Below are 18,681 nucleotides of genomic sequence, written 5' to 3' on the forward strand. Positions count from 1 at the left end.
TGAAAATAAAAATTTTCGAAAAATACGATCTCCTTTGTGATGGGTTTAGGTCTGCTCGAAAAAATCCGTAATCTAACTCAAGCCAATCTGCTTCCCGGCCGAAATAACATAAGTTTGTTTTTATATTTCTCCAATTTCACGTTTCCTCGGTAAGCCATAAGGCTAATCGACTGAGGATAGGTGCATGCTTGGATTTTTCTGCTCAATCACTAGGAAATTGATATGCCGCTCCCTCTCATCCTCGGTGCTGGTGCTCTGATCAGTGCTGTCTATGGTGCCAAAAAAAGCTACGACGGTTACCAGAGCCATTCTGAAGCTGACGATATCGCCCAAAGTGCTAGAGCACACTATGACAAAAAGAAAAAAGTTTTTGATGTTCAAGAAAGAGCAACATCAACTGCTTTGGAAATGTTAGGGAATGAGGAGCTGGAAATCGGCAAAAGGTTTGGCGAGTTTAAGGTTTTGGCCGATAAGCTTCAGCAACAATTGAACGCTGGTCGCCATGACACGCTGGAGATCAACATCCCCGAACACAAGCTTCAAGGAGTTGAGGATTACAGCTACACGGCTATCGGAGTGCTGGGGACTATGGCAGGGGCGGGAGCCGCTGGGGCCGCCGCAGGGTTTGCAATTTACGGTAGTGTCATGGCGCTAGGAGCTGCCTCTACAGGCACTGCAATCTCATCTCTGGCAGGGGTGGCCGCGTATAACGCGACTTTGGCAGCCGTAGGTGGCGGTTCTTTGGCTACTGGTGGTTTGGGTATGGCCGGCGGTACTGCAATTCTAGGGGCTGCCATAGCAGGTCCTGTTTTAGCTATTGCGGGTTGGGCTTACAGCAATCACGGTGATGAGGCGCTTAGAAACGCACATGAGGTAAATGATAAGGCGACCAAGGCTGTTCAAAAACTCGAGAAGGCCTGTGAACATCTTGATAAAACGAGAACATATACGCGCAAAATTCTAAGCACACTAATGACTATCGACGAACAGTTTGTTCAGTATTTCGATAAGCTCAAAAAAGTTGACGATTACCTGCAAGATCTAAAAGGCCGTAATGTCGACATGGCTGCAGAGTTGGCGAAATTCGACGAATCTCTTATTAGGATTATTGAAAACGGCTATGCATTGGCAGTTATTCTAGTTGATGTGATTACGACTCCGATTTTCAAGGTCAAGATGGTCGATGGTGAGTTGTCCAAGGATGAAAATGGGATGCCGGTGATGGAGACGGATAAAGACGGGTCCATGGTGCTGAACGATACCGAGATAGATAAACGTCTAATCAAAGCGGGCTCCGAAGCTGAAAACATCGAAGCAGCTTGATCCTTAAGGGGAATAATAATTCCCCTTTTCGGTTTCTCCATCCACCTGCCTTATGAGTCCCTTTATGCACACTAAAGCGCAAAACTACCCTTGGGCCGATGAGCTCGAAAAAACTGTAGTTAATAGCTTGGTTACCAGCTTCGGACTGGATTTTCTTCTGTTCAAGGATAAGACAGGTGGTGACGTAGACACCGTTCACAACGTTCGTCAGGGCGTCTGGGCTACAGATGAAGAAAAAAAGCGTTATGAAAGCCAAGATAAATATAACGGCAAGCCCTATCATCAGCATAAAAACTATGTAGGTGTTGGAAGTCGCGATAAAGATTTACATCAAGCCGGAGAACTAAGAGATCCTTACCGAAACGCTACCATGGGAGCAGATGAAAAGCGCCATCTTGACCATGTTATTAGCGCTAAGGAGGTCCATGAAGATGCTGGGCGTGTCTTGGCAGAGCTGAATGGCGTAGCGTTAGCTAATCAGAATAGCAACCTTCAATCCACCCAAGGGACTGTCAACGAATCAAAGGGCCAAACCTCCGTTGATAATTATTTAAAAAAACTTCCAGGCCTCATCGAGTCTCATAAGGAAGCGTTGAATAAGGATCGTGAGCGTCTCGCAAACCTTGCACGTGAAACACCAGAGCAGCAGCATAAGGCGCGTCAGCTAGAAGATAAAATTCGCAAGAATGAGTCCAAAATAAAAAACCTGGAAGCTGTTGACCCTAATGAAATGCTTGAAAGGGATAAAGAGGCTAGAAAGGCCTATGATCAGAAAATAAACCATGCGTACTACACCAGCAGCAAGTTCTGGAAGCAATCTGCTACTGCATCTGGTGTGGCGGGGCTGAAAATGGGTACTCGGCAGATGCTGGGACTGGTAATGGCTGAAGTCTGGTTCGAACTTCGTGAGCAACTGCCTGCGCTACTCGAAAACCTTAAGAAGCGTTTCGATTTCTCAGCATTCATCGATAGTTTCAACAAGACGTTAAAAGGTATATGGCGGCGTGTACAGGCGCGTTTTACTGATTTTCTTATGGCCTTCAAGAATGGTGTGTTCGCCGGCATCCTGGCCAGTGTCACAACCACGGTTTTTAATATTTTTGCCACCACTCAAGTAATGATGGTTAAGATCATTCGAGAAGTTTGGGGTCAGTTGGTTAAGGCCATCAAACTGATGATTTTTAATCCTGAGCAACTCTCTTTTGTTGATCTATGCCAAGCCGTTGCTTCTTTGTCATCTGTTGCTGCAGCCACTATCGTAGGCACATTGGCTTATTCCCAATTGCTATCATTATGCACTTTTCCATTTGGGGGCGAACTGGCAGCTTTTGTCAGTGCGCTGGTCACTGGCATCGTCACACTGGGATTGAACTACTTTTTGCTGCATAGCAGTGTGGCTCAAAAGCTCTGGACCTTTGTGGAGTCCAAAATGCCATATGCCGGCATGGTCAAAGACTTCCAAGCCATTAATGCAGAACTGGATCGATATCTAATCGAATTGAGTCGTCTTGAATTCAATCTGGATGCAGACGAACTGGAAGAATTCTCTCAGGAGCTGATGTCCTGCAATAACGAAATGCAGCGCAGCAAGGTTCTGCAGATTGAGCTCAACAGGCGAAATATCGAATTGCCTTACGAAATGGGCAACTCTGCGAGCACAAGAAAATGGTTGGGGGCCCTGATCTAGCAGTGAAAACGTTCTCATGTACTCAATGCGGTCTCTGCTGCCGCAACGTTCACTTGGCCGAAGAAACCCGGTTCTTGGATCGGGGGAATGGCGCCTGTCGGCATTATAATGAAGCGCAGAAGCTTTGTACGATCTACAGCCACCGACCGGACATATGTCGGGTTGATCGGCAATACGAGCTGAATTATTCAAAACAGTATAGCTGGGACGAATTTGTCGATTTGAACCTTCAGGTATGTCATATCTTGGGGCAAACAGAAAGTCAGGCGCTATAGGGCACGTGCTTTCGCAGTTGAAATCCTGCAGGGCCTAACAGAGCAGTAGTTTTACGCACTGAATCTAGTAAGTGGTTTTGTTGGGGGCGCTGTTGGGGGCGTAGGCTTTTACAGAGAAGCTTGGAATGGATGGTTGATAGGTAAGTCTTTGAAATTATTGGCGCCCCCGTCAGGATTCGAACCTGAGACCTTCCCCTTAGGAGGGGGACGCTCTATCCAGCTGAGCTACGGGGGCGAAGCGGGCGCCATTATAGGGATTTCCCGCGTATAGTGAAACCCTGACGCACCCACGCTGCCAATCGAGCCCGCATGAAAGAACGCATCACGACGGACCGCCATTTCAATGGCATGGCCGAGAAGTTTGAAACCGCCCTGTATAACCACACCCGGGGTCGGCTGCGTCTGGCGCTGTTGACGCGCGCCATCGAGTCTTCCATTCCGATGCAGGGCCAGCCGCTGGTCGATGTCGGGGCAGGGCTGGGGCAGATGGCGCACTGGGCCAGTGAGCGCGGCCATCCGGTCACCCTGCTGGAGCCGGCCGAGGATATGCTCGCTGCCGCGCGCGAACGCCTGGCCGGCAGCGATGCCTGTTTTCATCAGCGTGACCTGCAGAGCCTGCCCGATATTGCGCCCGGGCCGTGGCCGCTGATGTTTTGTCACGCGGTGCTGGAGTGGCTGATCGACCCGCAGGCGGCGGTTCGCTTATTGGCCGATCAGCTCGCCCTCGGTGGGTGGCTGTCACTGATGGTGTTCAACGAAGACGCGCTGCGCTTCTCCAACGTGGTAAAGGGCAATCTGCAAAAGGTGCTCGATGATCAGCTGGCCGGCTTTGGCACCCGCAAGCGCCTGACACCGATCTCCCCGCTGCGCCATGAAGAGGTCGTGCGCTGGCTTGAGGCGGCCGGGCTCGAGGTTAAATCCATCACGGGCATTCGCGTGTTCCATGACTATCTGCGTGAGCGTGACCCGGACGAGGCTACGCTTGAACGACTTTTCGAGCTGGAGCACCGCTATTGCCAGCGCGACCCCTACTGGCGCCTGGGGCGCTATCTCCATTACAGCGTTTATCGTCCGAGCTGATATTCTTCATCTCATGCAGGGCGCGTTACCGCAGGCGCTCGACCATATACCGTTATCTTCATGACCATGTCACAGGACAGGTCAGTCACCATTTGAGTAGAGCAGGGGATTCATGAGTTTTTCCACGCCCATGGGGCAATTGCTGGATCGACAGTCACCCGCCATCAAGGAGGGCGAGTGGTTGATCGCGCCGCCGCTGGATGAGGGGCTTTTGAACGGGGCGAAACGGTGCATCTGGAGTCTGGATCATCTGATTTCCGAAGTCTGGCGCCAGCACGGCCATGAAGTGGTAGAAGGCCTGACGGCGCCGGAAAACATGAACGATGCACTGCTGTTCTGGCCCAAGACCATGGATCTGGGCCGCTGGTGGCTGGATCAGCTCAATGCCTGCTGTGCCTCGGGCAGTACGCTGCGCATCGTCGGCGAGCATCACGGCGGCGGCAAGCGGGTACCGGGCGAGCTGAAAACGCGGGGCATGTCCCACCAGCGTCTGGACAACGCGCGGCGCTGCTCGCTGTATCAGGCCACTACCGTGGCGGAAGACGCCGGCGATCACTGGTCACGCTTTGAGGCGCTGGATCTCACCCTGGTCAGCCATCCGGGCATCTTCGGGCACGGGCGTCTGGATGACGGGACCAGCATGCTGCTGGAGGTACTGCCGACACTGGAAGGGCAGGTGCTGGATGCCGGCTGCGGTGATGGCGTCATCAGTGCCTGGCTGGCACGCCAGGGCGCCGACGTCACGGCTGTGGATATCAATCATCTGGCGCTGGAAGCGACCCGTCGCACGCTTGCAGCCAATGATCTGAAAGGCGAAGTGCTCCCCAGCGACATGCTGGCGGCAGTCGATGGCCCCTTTGAGGCTATTGTCAGCAACCCGGCCTTTCATCAGGAGCGCAGCGTGTCGATCGACCCGGCCCGCAAGTTGATCGAGCAGGCCAGCAAGAAGCTTGCGCCCAAAGGCGCGCTCTATCTGGTGGCCAACAGCTTTTTGCCCTATATGGATCTGATGAAAAAGCACTTCGGCCGCGTCGAGGTGCTCAAGGAAACCAGTCGCTTTCGGGTCTATCGCGCCAGCCGGCGCTGAGGCCCGGCCGCCACACTAGCGCTCGGCGTAGGCGATGTCGGTAATGATATAGGTGGTCGCGCCGCCCGGGGCGTCCACCGTGACTTCAGCGTCCAGCGCTTTGCCCAGCAGGGCGCGGGCCAGTGGGGCATCCACGCTGATCCAGTGCTTTTTATTGTCGGTCTCATCGGGGCCGACAATGCGGATGCGCATCTCTTCGCCGTCGTCATCTTCCAGCGTCACCCAGGCGCTGAAAAAGACGCGGTTGCGGTCTTCAGGCAGGCGATCAACCACGGTCAGGGCGTCCAGGCGCTTTTGCAGATAGGCGATCCGGGCGATGGTGCCGTTGAGCGCCTTCTTGTTGTAGGTGTAGTCGGCGTTTTCACTGCGATCGCCCTGGGCGGCGGCCTCGCCGGTCTTGCGTGACTGCTCGGGGCGGCGTACGCGGACCAGATGATCGAGCAGGCCTCGCATCGACTCAAACCCTTCAGGCGTGATCAGGTCGGTCTTTTTCTCCTGGCGCGGGTCCTTGGCCGGGTCGCGCCAGCGGGTCATGTTGCGTCCTTTCATGCAGACGGTGTCCGTATGATGATGGGGCGCTTACCATAATCGCCTCGCACTGTGCTGCCAAGGCTGCCGGCCGGCATGCGCTTGAAAGTCTCTGGCGGTGCATCCATAACCATGCCCACACTGGCCTTGTTGTCTGGCGCGTGCCGTTTTATCACTGACGCTGCTGCGCCCTTTGCCCGGCACCAGACTTCATTTTTTTCAGGAAAAAGCCGATGACGACTCGGGACACGACGCTACTCCCCCGCTTTGATGAAAACGATGTCGAGCACATCGAGGACACGCCGCTGCATCGCGGATTTTTCAATCTCGACCGCGTCGATGTGCGCTATCGCCAGTATCAGGGTGGCTGGAGCGAGACCGTCTCGCGTGAGGTTTTTCGTCATCACGACGCCGTGGGCGTGCTGTTGTATGACGTGGAACGTGACGCGGTGGTGCTGGTCGAACAGTTTCGCGCCGGTGCCATGGGGCGGGACTTCAGCCCGTGGCTGCTGGAGCCGGCCGCCGGTCTGATCGATTCAGACGAGTCGCCCGAAGCGGTCGCCCGTCGGGAGGTTCATGAAGAGACCGGCTGCCACGTCGAAGCGCTTTTAGAGATTCATCGTTACTTCCCAAGTCCCGGCGCCTGCGACGAGTACATCACGCTTTTTTGCGCGCTGGTGGATTCAGCCAACGTGGGCGGCATACATGGGCTTGAAGAGGAGCACGAGGACATCAGGGTGCGTGTGCTACCCTTCCGTGATGCCTGGGGATTGCTGGAAGACGGTACCATCAACAATGCCATGTTACTGATTGCGCTGTACTGGCTGGCCCGTGAGCGCCCGGCCCTCAGAGCAAGGAGATAGTCATTTGAGTAGACGAAACGCTTACGTTACCGATCTAAGAACGCTACAGGCCGAGTGTACGGCCAATTTCGTGCGTCTTGACCGGCTGCTGGGCGACACCGTGGCCGGTGAAAGAGTGGAGCTGCCGCTGGCCAGCCATGCCGCGCGTTTCGGGACCCTGCATCTTGAGGTCATGGAGCGTGCGCCCTATACGACCATCGTGCGTGTGTTCCAGAGCGGCGTGCTCGATGACATGATCGATGCGCCGCGCATGGTGGTGCATCTGTACCACGACGTGCAGATGGCAGAAGTGAACGATTTTCAGCGCAAGCGTCACTTCGAGGGACGCTATCGCTATCCCAACGCCCACATGCATCAGCCCGACGAGAAGCTGCAGCTCAACCGCTTTCTGGGCGAATGGCTGGAGCATGGTCTGGCCCACGGCCATGACACCCGCGTGTTTGAAACGCCCTGACCCGTGCGGCGCTCCGCGCTCACTCCGGCTCGTGCTCTTCCTGTCTGTCATGTCGCGTTACCCTGACCGCCTCGGGGCAGTGACCCTGTTTCAAGGAGCCTGTCATGCTGATCGTTCAGCTCTCGGACAGCCATCTTGGCGCCGACCCCGCGCAGCGCTATCGCGGCGTGGATGTTCAGGCGCGTATGAATCTGATTCTGGCCTGCGTTGGTGACTACCGACCGGATCTGATCATCGTCAGCGGCGATGTCAGCGATGACGGCTCGATCGAATCGTATCAGCGCGCTGCCGAGCAGCTCGACGCCCTGGGCTGTCGCTGGGTATGGCTGCCCGGCAATCATGACCACCCCGTCACCATGGCCGACGTGCGCCCGCTGGAAACGGTCGTTTATTTCGGCGGCTGGCAGATCCTGCTGCTCAATAGCTGGATCGAGGGAGAAGAGGGCGGGCGGCTGGGCGCTGATCAACTGGCGCATCTCGAGGCGCAGCTGGCAGGCGACACCACACCGGCACTGATTGTGCTGCATCACCCACCGGTCAGTGTGGAGGCGGCATGGATGAACGAAATCGGTCTTGAGGATCGTGACGCGTTCTGGGCAGGACCTGGCCGATTTGATCATGTGCAGGCCGTCTTGTGTGGCCACATCCACCATGAGCGAACCTGTCTGCATAACGGCGTGCCGGTGATGTCGGTGCCGGCCATCGCGGCGCAGTTCGCGCCCGACAGCCCGGAGTTTGCCGTCGATGACCGCGCCCCGGGCGGCTTTCGCCTGATTCGCCTGTCCTTTGAGGCGTTGCAGCAGCCCTGTCTGTCAACGCGCGTCGAATACGTCGCGACTGATCGGTGATAGGCTCGAGGACGGCTTTTATAGCTTTAGCGTCTAAAGGAAGAAACGTTGATTCTTTGACGTTATGAAGGCGGCTCGCTAACGTGAGGGCCATTCTTGTTTGCTCGTGACGTTTTTTATCGCGAGACACCCCGTTTACAGCGTCATCGTCGCCCGGCGATGGCGTTTGGTCATGAGAGGTTGTGACACGCATGCTTTCTCCCGAGCGGCAAACCCATCTGAAACAGCTCGAAGCCGAGTCGATGCATATCATTCGCGAGGTGGCGGCCGAGTTTCGCAACCCCGTGATGCTCTATTCGATCGGCAAGGACTCCTCGGTCATGCTGCATCTGGCCCGCAAGGCGTTCTACCCCGGTACCCCGCCGTTTCCCCTGATGCACGTCAACACCACGTGGAAATTCCACGAGATGATCGAGTTTCGTGATCGCATGGCGGCCGAAACCGGCATGGAGCTGATCGAGCACATCAACGAGGAAGGGCGCGAAGCGGGCATCAACCCGTTCGATCACGGCAGCTCCAAGTACACCGACGTCATGAAGACCCAGTCGCTCAAGCAGGCGCTGGACAAGCATGGCTTCGATGCCGCTTTTGGCGGCGCCCGTCGCGATGAAGAGGCCTCGCGTGCCAAGGAGCGCGTCTACTCGTTTCGCGATCAGTACCACCGCTGGGACCCGAAAAATCAGCGCCCGGAGCTGTGGAGTCTGTACAACGGCCACATTAACAAGGGTGAGTCGATTCGCGTCTTTCCGCTGTCCAACTGGACCGAGCTGGACATCTGGCAGTACATCTATCTCGAATCGATCCCGATCGTACCGCTGTACTACTCCGCAAAGCGTCCGGTCGTCGAGCGCGACGGCACGCTGATCATGGTTGATGACGAGCGTATGCCGCTCAATGAGGGCGAAGTGCCCGAGATGAAGTCCGTGCGGTTTCGAACGCTGGGCTGCTATCCGCTGACCGGCGCGGTGGAGTCCGAGGCGGCAACGCTGCCCGACATCATTCAGGAAATGCTCCTGACCCGTACCAGTGAACGCTCCGGACGCGCCATCGATCACGATCAGGCCGGCTCCATGGAACGCAAGAAACGCGAAGGTTACTTCTGAGGCGCATATGGCACACCAATCATCCCTGATAGCCGAAAACATCGAGGCGTATCTCAAGGAGCATGAAGCCAAGGATCTGCTGCGCTTCATTACCTGCGGGAGCGTCGATGACGGCAAGTCGACCCTGATCGGGCGACTGCTGCACGACTCGAAAATGATCTATGAAGATCAGCTGGCGGCGCTGACGCGGGATTCCAAGACCCGCGGCACCACCGGCGAGCGCGTGGATCTGGCACTGCTGGTCGACGGGCTTCAGTCCGAGCGCGAGCAGGGCATCACCATTGATGTCGCCTATCGCTTTTTCTCGACCGACAAGCGCAAGTTCATCATCGCCGACACGCCCGGCCACGAGCAGTACACCCGTAACATGGCGACCGGTGCCTCCACGGCAAGCCTGGCGGTCATTCTGATCGATGCCCGCTACGGCGTGCAGGTGCAGACGCGCCGCCACAGCTTCATTGCTGATCTATTGGGCATTCAGCATCTGGTCATCGCGGTCAACAAGATGGACCTGGTCGAGTACTCGCAGGATCGTTTTGAAGAGATCAAGCGCGACTACCTCGGCTTTGCCGAGAACCTCAAGGCGCCCGACATCACCTTTGTGCCCATGTCCGCACTGGAAGGCGACAACGTCGTCAACCCGAGTGCCAACATGCCCTGGCACGAGGGCGTGCCGCTGCTGGAGCAGCTTGAAAACGTCGAGATCTCGCGCGACCAGAACCTGACGGATCTGCGCTTTCCGGTGCAGTACGTCAATCGGCCCAATCTGGACTTTCGCGGCTATGCCGGCACGTTGCAGGCGGGTGTTCTGCGCCCCGGGCAGCAGGTGAAGGTGCTGCCTTCCGGCAAGGTCTCCACGGTCGAACGCCTTGTAACCTTTGATGGCGATCTCGAGGCTGCCTGGCCCGGTCAGGCCATTACTGTCACGCTCACCGATGAAGTGGATATCTCCCGCGGTGACTGGCTGGTAGCGGCTGATACCGAGCTGCCGATGTCCAACGCCTTTGTGGCCGACATTGTCTGGATGAACGAGCGGGAAATGACCCCCGGTCGCGGCTATGACTTCAAGCTGGCCACCCGCGATGTCAGCGGTCAGATCAGTGCCATCGACTACAGCATCGACGTCAATACGCTGGAGCATCACGATGCCGAGCGGCTGGCGCTCAACGAGATCGGTCGCTGTCAGGTGACGCTGACCCAGCCCGTGCCGGTGGATGCCTATGACACCAGCCCCGGCACCGGCAGCTTCATCGTTATCGACCGACTGACCAATCTGACGGTGGGCGCCGGCATGATCCGCCAGGCAGCCGACAGCAATGAAGGCAGTGGCAGCGTTGACTGGCAGGCTTTTGAGGTTGAGCTCAACGACCTGATTCGTCGCCACTTCCCGCACTGGGAAGCGAAGGACGTTCGCGACATCTTCAAACGCTGAGACGATCCGCTGATCAACCCACGCCCGGCCACGTGCCGGGCGTTTTTTTATGCCTGCATTTTAATGGCGCGTCGCTTTCAATTTGTTGCATGAATTCACTCGATTTGACTCTTTTGACATCCGGGCGACATCTCTTAAGCCAAAAATCAGAATGTAGAGGCAATGAGGCCTCATCAAATCTGTGAGGAAGACAAGAGATGGCACTCAACGTTTTGTTGACCAATGATGATGGCTACGACGCGCCCGGCATCCAGTCGCTGCAGGAGGCACTGACTGCTGCCGGCCACAATGTGACGGTCGCCGCGCCAAGGGTAAACCAGAGCGCACAGGGCAGTTCACTGGGCGGTGCAGAAGCGCTGGCATCCGATATCGCTGTGACGCAGTACGATGAGGCCGGCAACTACTGGATCGACGGACGCCCCGCCGTGGCCGTGGATACGGCACTTGACGCACTGCTTGCTGACCAGGGATTCGATCTGGTCGTCTCAGGCACTAACAAGGGCGAGAACATCGGCAGCAGCGAGAACATCTCCGGCACCGTCAATGGCGCCATGGCCGGGCTCAAACATGGCCTGCCGGCGATTGCCGTCTCCGCTGACGCCGACGAGGCCGGCGATGAAGGCTTTGCCAATGCCGCGGCCTACACCGTTGATCTGCTGCAGCGCCTTGAAGATCAGCAGCAGGCAGAGCAACCGCTGCTACCGAAAGGCACCGGACTCTCCGTCAACGTGCCGCAAGGCGATATTGATGGCGCTGTGCTCACCGAGATTACCCGCAAGTCGAGCACCGAATTTCCCATTACCCAAAACGAGGACGGCACCTACGGCTCGCAGGGCATCGATCAGCAGAGCTCGGGCGGGCTGTTCAACGAAGGCGATCAGTTTCTCGATGGCAACATTACCGTTTCCGCCATCGATGGCAACTGGGGTGCCAACGAGCAGGCACGCAGTGCGCTGGAAACACGTCTGGAAGAATTGCTCTCCGATGGCGTGGCGCCTGCCGGTGATCATGCGCCGCTCAACGTCATGCTGGTCAACGATGGCGGTTACGAGGCGCAGGGACTGACCACCACGCGCGAGGCGCTGCAGGACGCCGGTTATGACGTCACGGTGGTGGCACCGACCGACAGTCAGCAGGCGGTCGGTAGTGCGCTGACGCTGGGCAGTTTCGAGGTCACCGAGTATGAAGCCGGCTATCACGTGGATGCCACGCCCAGTACCACGGTCTATACCGGCCTGGATGCGCTGCTGACCGGTGCCGACCAGCCGGATCTGATCGTCTCCGGCGTGGATGACGGCGCCAGTGTTGGCCTCCAGGCCAGCAGCTCGGGAACGCTGGGAGCCGCCGTGGCCTCGGTATTTAACTACGATATTCCAGCGATTGCCGTCTCGGCGGGCACCGATGACAGCGGTGAAGTTCCGAGCGGGCTGTATGAGACCAGCGCCGATTTTCTGGTGAACGTCATCGGCGATCTACAGGCCACTCAGGCAGGCAACGGCAGCCAGCTGCTGCCGCAGGGCGAAGGGCTCAGCATCAATGTGCCCCTTGATGCCAATTCGGCTGATTTTGCCTTTACCCTGCCGGACGAGGCCAACGATGGTCAGCGTCATATCGTGGACAACGGGGAGGGCGGCTATCGCTATGAGATCGACGCGCCCGTTAATACCGACAACGCGTGGTCCGAAGGCACCCATTACAATCAGGGCAACATTACACTCACGCCCATCGACGGCAGCTACCAGGCGGATGATGCCACCACCCTGGCAACGGGCGATCTACTGGGCATGGAATACGGCCGGGTCAATGACTGGTCAGCCGAGGCAGACGATTCTGACGCCACACCGATGCCCGGGCATGAGATGCCAGGCCATGACCAGGACAGCGGCCTGTCGCTGATCGGCGGTCTTGAGGAGCTCTTCCAGGACGTCACTGCCGGCATCGGTCAGCTTGTGGCGCAGCTGGGCGCACCGACTTCCGGCGACTTCCACTCCCAGCACACCAGCCTTGAATGGAGCTCGGGCCCCCAGCATCAGACCATCAGCTTCAGCCACGAGCAGTATCACCGCGATGCCATGAACGAGGCCTTCTCCAGCCAGAACACGGACTATAGCGCCGGCCCCGTCGGTCAGATGTTCGAGCAGCGTTCGTTTGCCACCGCGCGAGACGCATTCGGTCGCACGGATGGTCAGCAGTCACATGATGTCTGGCACAGTGATGTTTCCCCCTTCGGCAATGACACGGCGCAGGCGTTTTTTTCGCAGGATGACATGCTGGCAGCAATGTCGGGCGGTAACGATGCCACGAGCGAGGCGCCAGCGGTCATGCCGGACATGATGTCCGTCATGGAATCGGGCCAGCCGATGCTGACCGGATTAAGCGATCAGATGCCGTCCCCGGAGTTTTTCATGGGCTAGTGGGTGGCAGGTACGTTGATACAAAAGCGTCTCGCGACATCTGCGAGACGTTTTTTATGATGATGTTCGATCGACAGGGCAGGCTCTGGCCGGGATCTGGACCTGAACGGCAGGCCATATCGCCTTAAGCCCTGTTTCAAACGGTTGCGTTGTCTCATTATACTTTCACCGCTTTTACAGACCGTCAGACAGCGTGCGCCCTGTTCTGCGCGGCGTTTTTATCGTATTGACCAGGACATGACATGAATATCGGGAAGGGGCAGCGCGCACTTTTGGTGATGACAGGGAGTATGGCGCTGGCACAGGCAGGTGCTGCCCGGGCAGAGGTTACGCTGTTGTCGCCTGACGAGCAGCCACAAGGGGCGCTTGACCGGGTCGAGGTTCAGGTCGGCGGCAGCATCCGGGCGCAGTATTTCAATGAAACGGGCGGTACGGATGACGGTAGCTACAAGCACCGCGGTTACGACGGCGGTACGCGCTTTCGTCTACACGTCAACTACCATGTCAGCGATGACCTGACGCTTTTGAGCTATGGCGAGCTCGGCGTGAACACGGCGAAGGTCATGGGCTGGCACGACCACTATGACCGGGACAGCTCTGACAGCGCGACCACCCGCCGGCAGGTCTATTTCGGCTTTGAAAGCGACCACTACGGCCGGCTGACCGCCGGCAAGCAGAACAGCGTCTACTACGACACCGTCGGCGTGAGCACGGACGTCTGGGATTACAACCAGTTCGCCCAGGCACCGGGCGTCGGGGTCGATGGCAGCTACGACGGCTCCTATCGCGCCCGCAAGAGCCTTCGCTATTCCAACGGTACCGAGGACTTCACGGTCTTTGCCGGCTGGCTGTTCCCCGACGACGATCTCCACCTGGACGATAGACCGTATGACTACCGCCGCCGTACCGGGGCGTCGATCGGCTTTCGGTGGCATCTGACCGATGACCTGACACTGGGCGGGGCCTATGCCAACACCTCGGCAGAGATCAAGGGTGAAAGTGATCAGCAGTCCTTTCGCCAGCAGCTGACCGGCAGCTCCCTGACCTGGACGGGCGGCGACTGGTATCTCGCCATGGGTGCCGGTTACTACGAGGATTTCGTGCCGGACCCGGCCGGCGGCCTCGATGACTACTTTGCCAGCGACGCCTACGGCGTAGAGTACATTGCCCGCTACACTTTTCAGCTGGACAACGACTGGGTACAAAGCATCAAGCCCTTTCTCGCCGGCGACCGCTTGAAGCGTCTGGGCAGCGCCGATTCGCAGACCAATCATCAGGTGCTGGGCGTGACCACCCAGTTCAACCACGGCTTTCGCCTCGATCTCGAGCGCATTTTTGCCAATACCTCGGATAACGAGCCCGACTCGGTACTGGCAAGGCTTCGCTACGACTTCTGACGAGGGCCACGCATGACGCCAGCCACATGTCCGCAAACGGCCAGTCGCATGGCGTCAGACACGATATATTGAGGGCATGAACCTTGCTCCCGATGTCTGCTATCAGGCCCTGGCCTCTCGCGATCGTCGCTTTGACGGCCAGTTTGTCGTTGGCGTGACCTCGACCGGCATCTACTGCCGGCCGATCTGTCGCGTGCGCTGCCCGAAACCTGACAACTGCCGCTTTTTTGCCCATCCGGCCGGGGCCGAACAGGCCGGGTTTCGTCCGTGTCTGCGCTGCCGCCCGGAGATGGCACCAAAGCTTTCGATGATGGATGCCACCGATCAACTGGCCCGGGCCGCCATGGTCATGATCGACAATGGCTTTCTGGATCACGACAGCAGCGCCTCACTGGCGGCTCGAATCGGGGTCAGCGAGCGTCACCTGCGCCGCCTGTTCAAGGCCTCGCTGGGCGTGACGATGCTGGACGTGGCCAGAACCCGGCGCCTGCTGCTCGCCAAGCGCCTTTTGACCGACACCGCGCTGCCTGTCGGCGAGATCGCGCTGGCCGCGGGGTTTGGGAGTCAGCGTCGGATGAATGCGCTTTTTCAGCACTGCTATCGCCTGTCACCGAGCCGTCTTCGCCGCTGCGAAAAAGCCGGCGCGCCCGAGCCCTCGATCACGCTGTCGCTGGCCTATCAGCCGCCGCTGAACTGGGCGGCGATGCTCGACTTTCTGGCCGCCCGCCAGGTCGACGGGCTTGAGACGATCGATGGAGGCGTCTGGCAGCGCAGTCTTCTGATCGAGAGGGAAGGCAGTGCCGGTGTGGTCCGTCATGCCGGCTGGCTATCGGTCGCGCACGCCTGCCCCGGGCAGCTGGCGCTGACCCTGCCGGTCACGCTGGTGCCGGTGATGGGAGAGGTGCTGCGCGTCGTGCGCCACCTGTTTGATCTTGATGCGCCCATGGCACTGATCGATGCTCATCTGGTGGCTTGTGAGCAAACCGGTGCCGGTATCCGGGTGCCGGGCGCTGTCACCGGGTTTGAGATGGCGGTGCGCGCCATCATCGGTCAGCAGATCACGGTTCAACGGGCGCGTCGGGTGCTCACCGCGCTGGTGGCCCGGTTCGGGGAGCCGCTGGCCGGCCATCCCGGTTGTCATGTGTTTCCATCACCCGGCGTGATGGCCGTGCAATCCCCTGAGGCCCTGATTGCGCTGGGGCTGTTGCGTATCCGTGCCGAGGCGATCATCGCGGTTGCCCGGGCCCTTCAGGAGGGGAGGCTGCAGCTTTTACCCGGTGCACCGGTGACAGCGAGCATGGAGACACTTTTGAGCATTCGCGGTATCGGTGACTGGACGGCGCAATACATTGCCATGCGAGCGCTGGCCTGGCCGGATGCCTTCCCGGCCGGTGATCTGGTGCTCAAAAAGGCACTGGGCTGTCGCAGCGCCCGCGAGGCGGCGAAGCGGGCCGCCATCTGGTCGCCGTGGCGCGCCTACGCCGCCATTCGGCTCTGGCAGTCGGCGTCACCCGGTGTCATTTCACAGGCGGGGACGCAGGCTGAACTGCCCCCGTCAGACGAGGAGCCATCGCAATGATCGATCATGCCGTCATGCCCACCGCGCTGGGCGATATCGTGCTGCGCGCCGAAGCCGATCGCCTGACCGGGGTCTTCTTCCATGATCAAAAGCACTTTCCGTCTTCGGCGGGCGAGCCCTGTGTGTCGGTCGCAAAGAGCCGCTCGCGTGTCATCCGAAAGGCCTGCCAACAGATCGATGAGTATCTGGCCGGCGCTCGGAGAGAGTTCGAACTGCCGGTGGCGATGGCGGGCAGCCCCTTTCAGCAACGCGTCTGGCAGCGGCTCGAGGCGGTCGAGTTCGGCGAGGTCACAACCTATGGCGCCCTGGCGCAATCGCTCGGGCTGTCGCGCGGTCACGCCCGGGCGGTGGGCAGTGCCGTCGGGCGCAATCCGGTATCGATCGTTGTGCCCTGTCATCGCGTGCTGGCCGGCAACGGGACGCTCAACGGCTACGCCGGCGGGCTTGAGCGCAAGGCGCATCTGCTGGCGCTGGAGGGGCGCCCGGAAGGGTCAGCCGGTCTCCGCCAGGTCGAGGGCGAGCATCATCTCACCCTCGGCGTCAAAGGCTTCCAGTGAGGTCATCAGCCCCTCGGGGCCGGGACGTGTCACCTGCCAGGCTTCATGCAGAGCGCTGCTGTCCAGCGACAGGGTCAGCTGATCGCTTTCAAGACGCAGCCTGTCGTGGCGACCCTGGTGGAAATGCCTGAAGCGGGCGCGATGGTGGTGGGCGCCGCCGCCATGAATCAGGCTAGCCCGGGTCGGCTGTGTTCGTCGGCAGGCGCCGGCGAGCGCCATGATAAATCGCTGCGGGGCCATGGGCGTGCTGAAATGGCCCGTGACGGCGCGATTGGCCTCCACACGTCGTAGCCGGTGGCGTGAGAGAAGCCTCGAGAAATCCCCGGGGCCGCGTAGATCGCGCCACGCTTTGAGCATTGCCGGACGATGGCCTTCGGTACAGACGTTGGCAATATCGATACAGCGGGTAAAGCCGGGGCGTTTCAGCGCAGCGAAGCACTCAAGCAGACGCCAGCCGGCCGCCTCGGGCGTCAGACCATAGAGCTGGTGCAGCACATGGCCGAAGCGATCAAACACCTGCAGGCAGGGCACCGGTTCGGCGCCCGGCGCCGGGGCCTCCCGGGACAGGCAGACCCAGTACCAGCAGGGCAGTAAAAGCTGCATCGCCAGCGCCTTCTGGTCGCAAATGCTGGCATGGCGCGGGTCGGCGTCGATGCGACAGCCCTCAAGACGACTCGACAGCGCAGCATGCGATGTCCGGGTGACCATCTGCACCTGACCCAGCTGTGGCAGCATCATGACCAGATCACAGGGGGTGAGTGCCAGCGAATGCACCCCGCGGCCCAGACGCGAGGCCTGAATCTCCCCTTCACTGCAGTCGAGCAGGGCGGCCAGCGTGCGACACTCCATGTGCGGCGCACGCAGGCGGGCCTCTTCAAAGGCTTCAAACAGGACGTTGGTCTGGCGCATGGGGCAGCCCTCACGGTGTGACAAATCGAGCCAACAGTTATCGTTAATGATAACCATTTACATCGAAGCATCAAGCACAAAAAGCCTCGGCGCTGGATAAACGCCGGGGCTGTGTATCGATGTTTGCCCGTTCGGGCGATTTCAGGGCTTTCGGGCAATGACCACGGCGCGTCGGGGTGCCGGATAGCCCTCGACCGTGCGGCTCGAATCCTCGGGGTCGAGAAAATCGCTCAGCGACTGAAAGGTCATCCATTCGGTCGCGCGCTGTTCACCGAGGGTGGTGTCGGCCTCATCGACCACGCGCGCCCTGTCAAAGCCGACGCGGGAGAGCCAGTGCACGAGCGCTTTCGAGGAGGGCAGAAACCAGACGTTGGGCATCTGTGCGTAGCGCTCGCCTGGCACCAGCACCCGATGTTCGTCGCCTTCCACCACCAGGGTTTCGAGCACCAGCTCGCCGCCCGGACGCAGCGTGTCGTACAGCTCGCGCAGATGGTCGATGGGCGAGCGGCGGTGATAGAGCACGCCCATGGAAAAGACCGTGTCGAAGGCAGCCAGGTTGGGCGGCACTTCTTCGATACCGACCGGCAGAAAGTGCACGTTGGCCCCGGCGTCACCAATGAAGTGACGCATGGCGTGAAACTGCCAGTAAAAACGCGGCGACGGGTCGATAATCAGCACAAAGCCGGCGCCGGCGCCCGCCATGCGCCAGCCGTGATAGCCGTTGCCGCCGCCGACATCGAGTACGCGCCGACCGGCAAGATCACTCAAGTGAGGCGCGATGCGCTGCCACTTCCAGTCAGAGCGCCATTCGGTGTCGATGGTGATCTCGCCGATGCGATACGGCCCCTTGCGCCAGGGTGCCAGAATTTTTAAAAGGTTGTCGCACTGGCGGCGGCTGGCGTCATTCATCGCCACGTCCACGCTGACGGTATCTTCGTTCAGATGCACGGTCTGTCGTTCAAGGGCAGGCAGGCGTTTGACGGCGCGCTCCCAGGCCGGCAGGTCACCAAAGCGCTGGCGGTCAAGGCCGCGGGCCAGCTGGTCGGGCAGGCGGGCAATCCAGGTGTCCAGGCCCTGCTCCAGAAAAGCGTGATAAAGGGGGAGATGACGCGTATCGATCGACATGCAGGGGTCCGGCCTGGTGA

Annotated in this window: 17 protein-coding genes and 1 tRNA gene; 14 read left to right on the top strand and 4 right to left on the bottom strand. The window is 59.1% G+C overall.

The genetic code is table 11. From position 1 onward, the window contains the following. Positions 1 to 222: 222 nt before the first annotated feature. The 3 genes from ACS92L_RS01620 to ACS92L_RS01630 all read left to right on the top strand — a co-directional run bounded on the left by ACS92L_RS01620 (position 223) and on the right by ACS92L_RS01630 (position 3,285). A complete protein-coding gene (locus ACS92L_RS01620) occupies positions 223 to 1,323 on the top strand; it encodes a hypothetical protein (RefSeq protein WP_438766592.1) in 1,101 nt (366 codons plus the stop codon). 64 nt (positions 1,324 to 1,387) lie between these two features. Next, positions 1,388 to 3,010 carry a hypothetical protein gene (locus ACS92L_RS01625; protein WP_438766593.1) on the top strand — a complete coding sequence of 541 codons (1,623 nt, stop codon included), beginning with the start codon at positions 1,388 to 1,390 and terminating at the stop codon, positions 3,008 to 3,010. After that, entirely contained in the window at positions 2,989 to 3,285 is a 297-nt protein-coding gene (locus tag ACS92L_RS01630) for a YkgJ family cysteine cluster protein (protein ID WP_438766594.1), read from the top strand. The genes ACS92L_RS01625 and ACS92L_RS01630 overlap by 22 nt, the downstream gene beginning before the upstream one ends. 158 nt (positions 3,286 to 3,443) lie before the next feature. On the opposite strand, the gene ACS92L_RS01635 is transcribed toward ACS92L_RS01630, so the two are convergent. Then, positions 3,444 to 3,520, bottom strand: a tRNA-Arg gene (locus tag ACS92L_RS01635). Between the two features lie 74 nt (positions 3,521 to 3,594). Between ACS92L_RS01635 and ACS92L_RS01640 the strand changes: the two genes are divergently transcribed. Then, positions 3,595 to 4,365: a methyltransferase domain-containing protein gene (locus tag ACS92L_RS01640; protein ID WP_438766595.1), complete on the top strand. Its 771-nt coding sequence runs from the start codon at positions 3,595 to 3,597 to the stop codon at positions 4,363 to 4,365. Positions 4,366 to 4,477: 112 nt separating this feature from the next. Next, complete coding sequence (locus ACS92L_RS01645) at positions 4,478 to 5,452, top strand: methyltransferase (protein ID WP_438766597.1); 975 nt, start codon at positions 4,478 to 4,480, stop codon at positions 5,450 to 5,452. A 15-nt stretch (positions 5,453 to 5,467) separates the two neighbouring features. Here ACS92L_RS01645 and greB read toward each other — a convergent pair whose 3' ends face one another. After that, positions 5,468 to 6,001: a transcription elongation factor GreB gene (greB, locus tag ACS92L_RS01650; protein WP_438766598.1), complete on the bottom strand. Its 534-nt coding sequence runs from the start codon at positions 5,999 to 6,001 to the stop codon at positions 5,468 to 5,470. Positions 6,002 to 6,213: 212 nt separating this feature from the next. Between greB and ACS92L_RS01655 the strand changes: the two genes are divergently transcribed. The 9 genes from ACS92L_RS01655 to ACS92L_RS01695 all read left to right on the top strand — a co-directional run bounded on the left by ACS92L_RS01655 (position 6,214) and on the right by ACS92L_RS01695 (position 16,627). After that, on the top strand, positions 6,214 to 6,843 hold the full coding sequence (locus ACS92L_RS01655; RefSeq protein ID WP_438766599.1) for an NUDIX domain-containing protein: 630 nt from the start codon (positions 6,214 to 6,216) through the stop codon (positions 6,841 to 6,843). A gap of 4 nt (positions 6,844 to 6,847) precedes the next feature. Next, positions 6,848 to 7,297, top strand: a complete 450-nt coding sequence (locus tag ACS92L_RS01660; protein ID WP_438766600.1) for a DUF1249 domain-containing protein — start codon at positions 6,848 to 6,850, stop codon at positions 7,295 to 7,297. Between the two features lie 104 nt (positions 7,298 to 7,401). Beyond that, positions 7,402 to 8,145, top strand: coding sequence for a phosphodiesterase (locus ACS92L_RS01665; protein ID WP_438766601.1), 744 nt, complete (start codon positions 7,402 to 7,404; stop codon positions 8,143 to 8,145). Positions 8,146 to 8,336: 191 nt separating this feature from the next. Then, positions 8,337 to 9,248: a sulfate adenylyltransferase subunit CysD gene (cysD, locus tag ACS92L_RS01670; protein WP_438768371.1), complete on the top strand. Its 912-nt coding sequence runs from the start codon at positions 8,337 to 8,339 to the stop codon at positions 9,246 to 9,248. Positions 9,249 to 9,255: 7 nt separating this feature from the next. Beyond that, positions 9,256 to 10,680 carry a sulfate adenylyltransferase subunit CysN gene (gene cysN, locus ACS92L_RS01675; protein ID WP_438766602.1) on the top strand — a complete coding sequence of 475 codons (1,425 nt, stop codon included), beginning with the start codon at positions 9,256 to 9,258 and terminating at the stop codon, positions 10,678 to 10,680. 197 nt (positions 10,681 to 10,877) lie between these two features. Then, on the top strand, positions 10,878 to 13,094 hold the full coding sequence (gene surE / locus ACS92L_RS01680; protein WP_438766603.1) for a 5'/3'-nucleotidase SurE: 2,217 nt from the start codon (positions 10,878 to 10,880) through the stop codon (positions 13,092 to 13,094). Positions 13,095 to 13,336: 242 nt separating this feature from the next. Next, positions 13,337 to 14,491, top strand: coding sequence for a porin (locus ACS92L_RS01685; protein WP_438766604.1), 1,155 nt, complete (start codon positions 13,337 to 13,339; stop codon positions 14,489 to 14,491). Positions 14,492 to 14,567: 76 nt separating this feature from the next. Next, positions 14,568 to 16,070 carry a DNA-3-methyladenine glycosylase 2 family protein gene (locus tag ACS92L_RS01690; protein WP_438766605.1) on the top strand — a complete coding sequence of 501 codons (1,503 nt, stop codon included), beginning with the start codon at positions 14,568 to 14,570 and terminating at the stop codon, positions 16,068 to 16,070. Further along, complete coding sequence (locus ACS92L_RS01695; protein WP_438766606.1) at positions 16,067 to 16,627, top strand: methylated-DNA--[protein]-cysteine S-methyltransferase; 561 nt, start codon at positions 16,067 to 16,069, stop codon at positions 16,625 to 16,627. The genes ACS92L_RS01690 and ACS92L_RS01695 overlap by 4 nt, the downstream gene beginning before the upstream one ends. Here the strand turns inward: ACS92L_RS01695 and ACS92L_RS01700 are convergent. After that, positions 16,562 to 17,536, bottom strand: a complete 975-nt coding sequence (locus tag ACS92L_RS01700; protein ID WP_438766607.1) for a hypothetical protein — start codon at positions 17,534 to 17,536, stop codon at positions 16,562 to 16,564. The genes ACS92L_RS01695 and ACS92L_RS01700 overlap by 66 nt on opposite strands. A 141-nt stretch (positions 17,537 to 17,677) precedes the next feature. Further along, a complete protein-coding gene (gene cmoB / locus ACS92L_RS01705; protein WP_438766608.1) occupies positions 17,678 to 18,661 on the bottom strand; it encodes a tRNA 5-methoxyuridine(34)/uridine 5-oxyacetic acid(34) synthase CmoB in 984 nt (327 codons plus the stop codon). Between the last annotated feature and the right edge of the window lie 20 nt (positions 18,662 to 18,681).

The organism is Kushneria halocnemicola (genome assembly GCF_965650455.1).
Taxonomy (GTDB): Bacteria; Pseudomonadota; Gammaproteobacteria; order Pseudomonadales; family Halomonadaceae; genus Kushneria.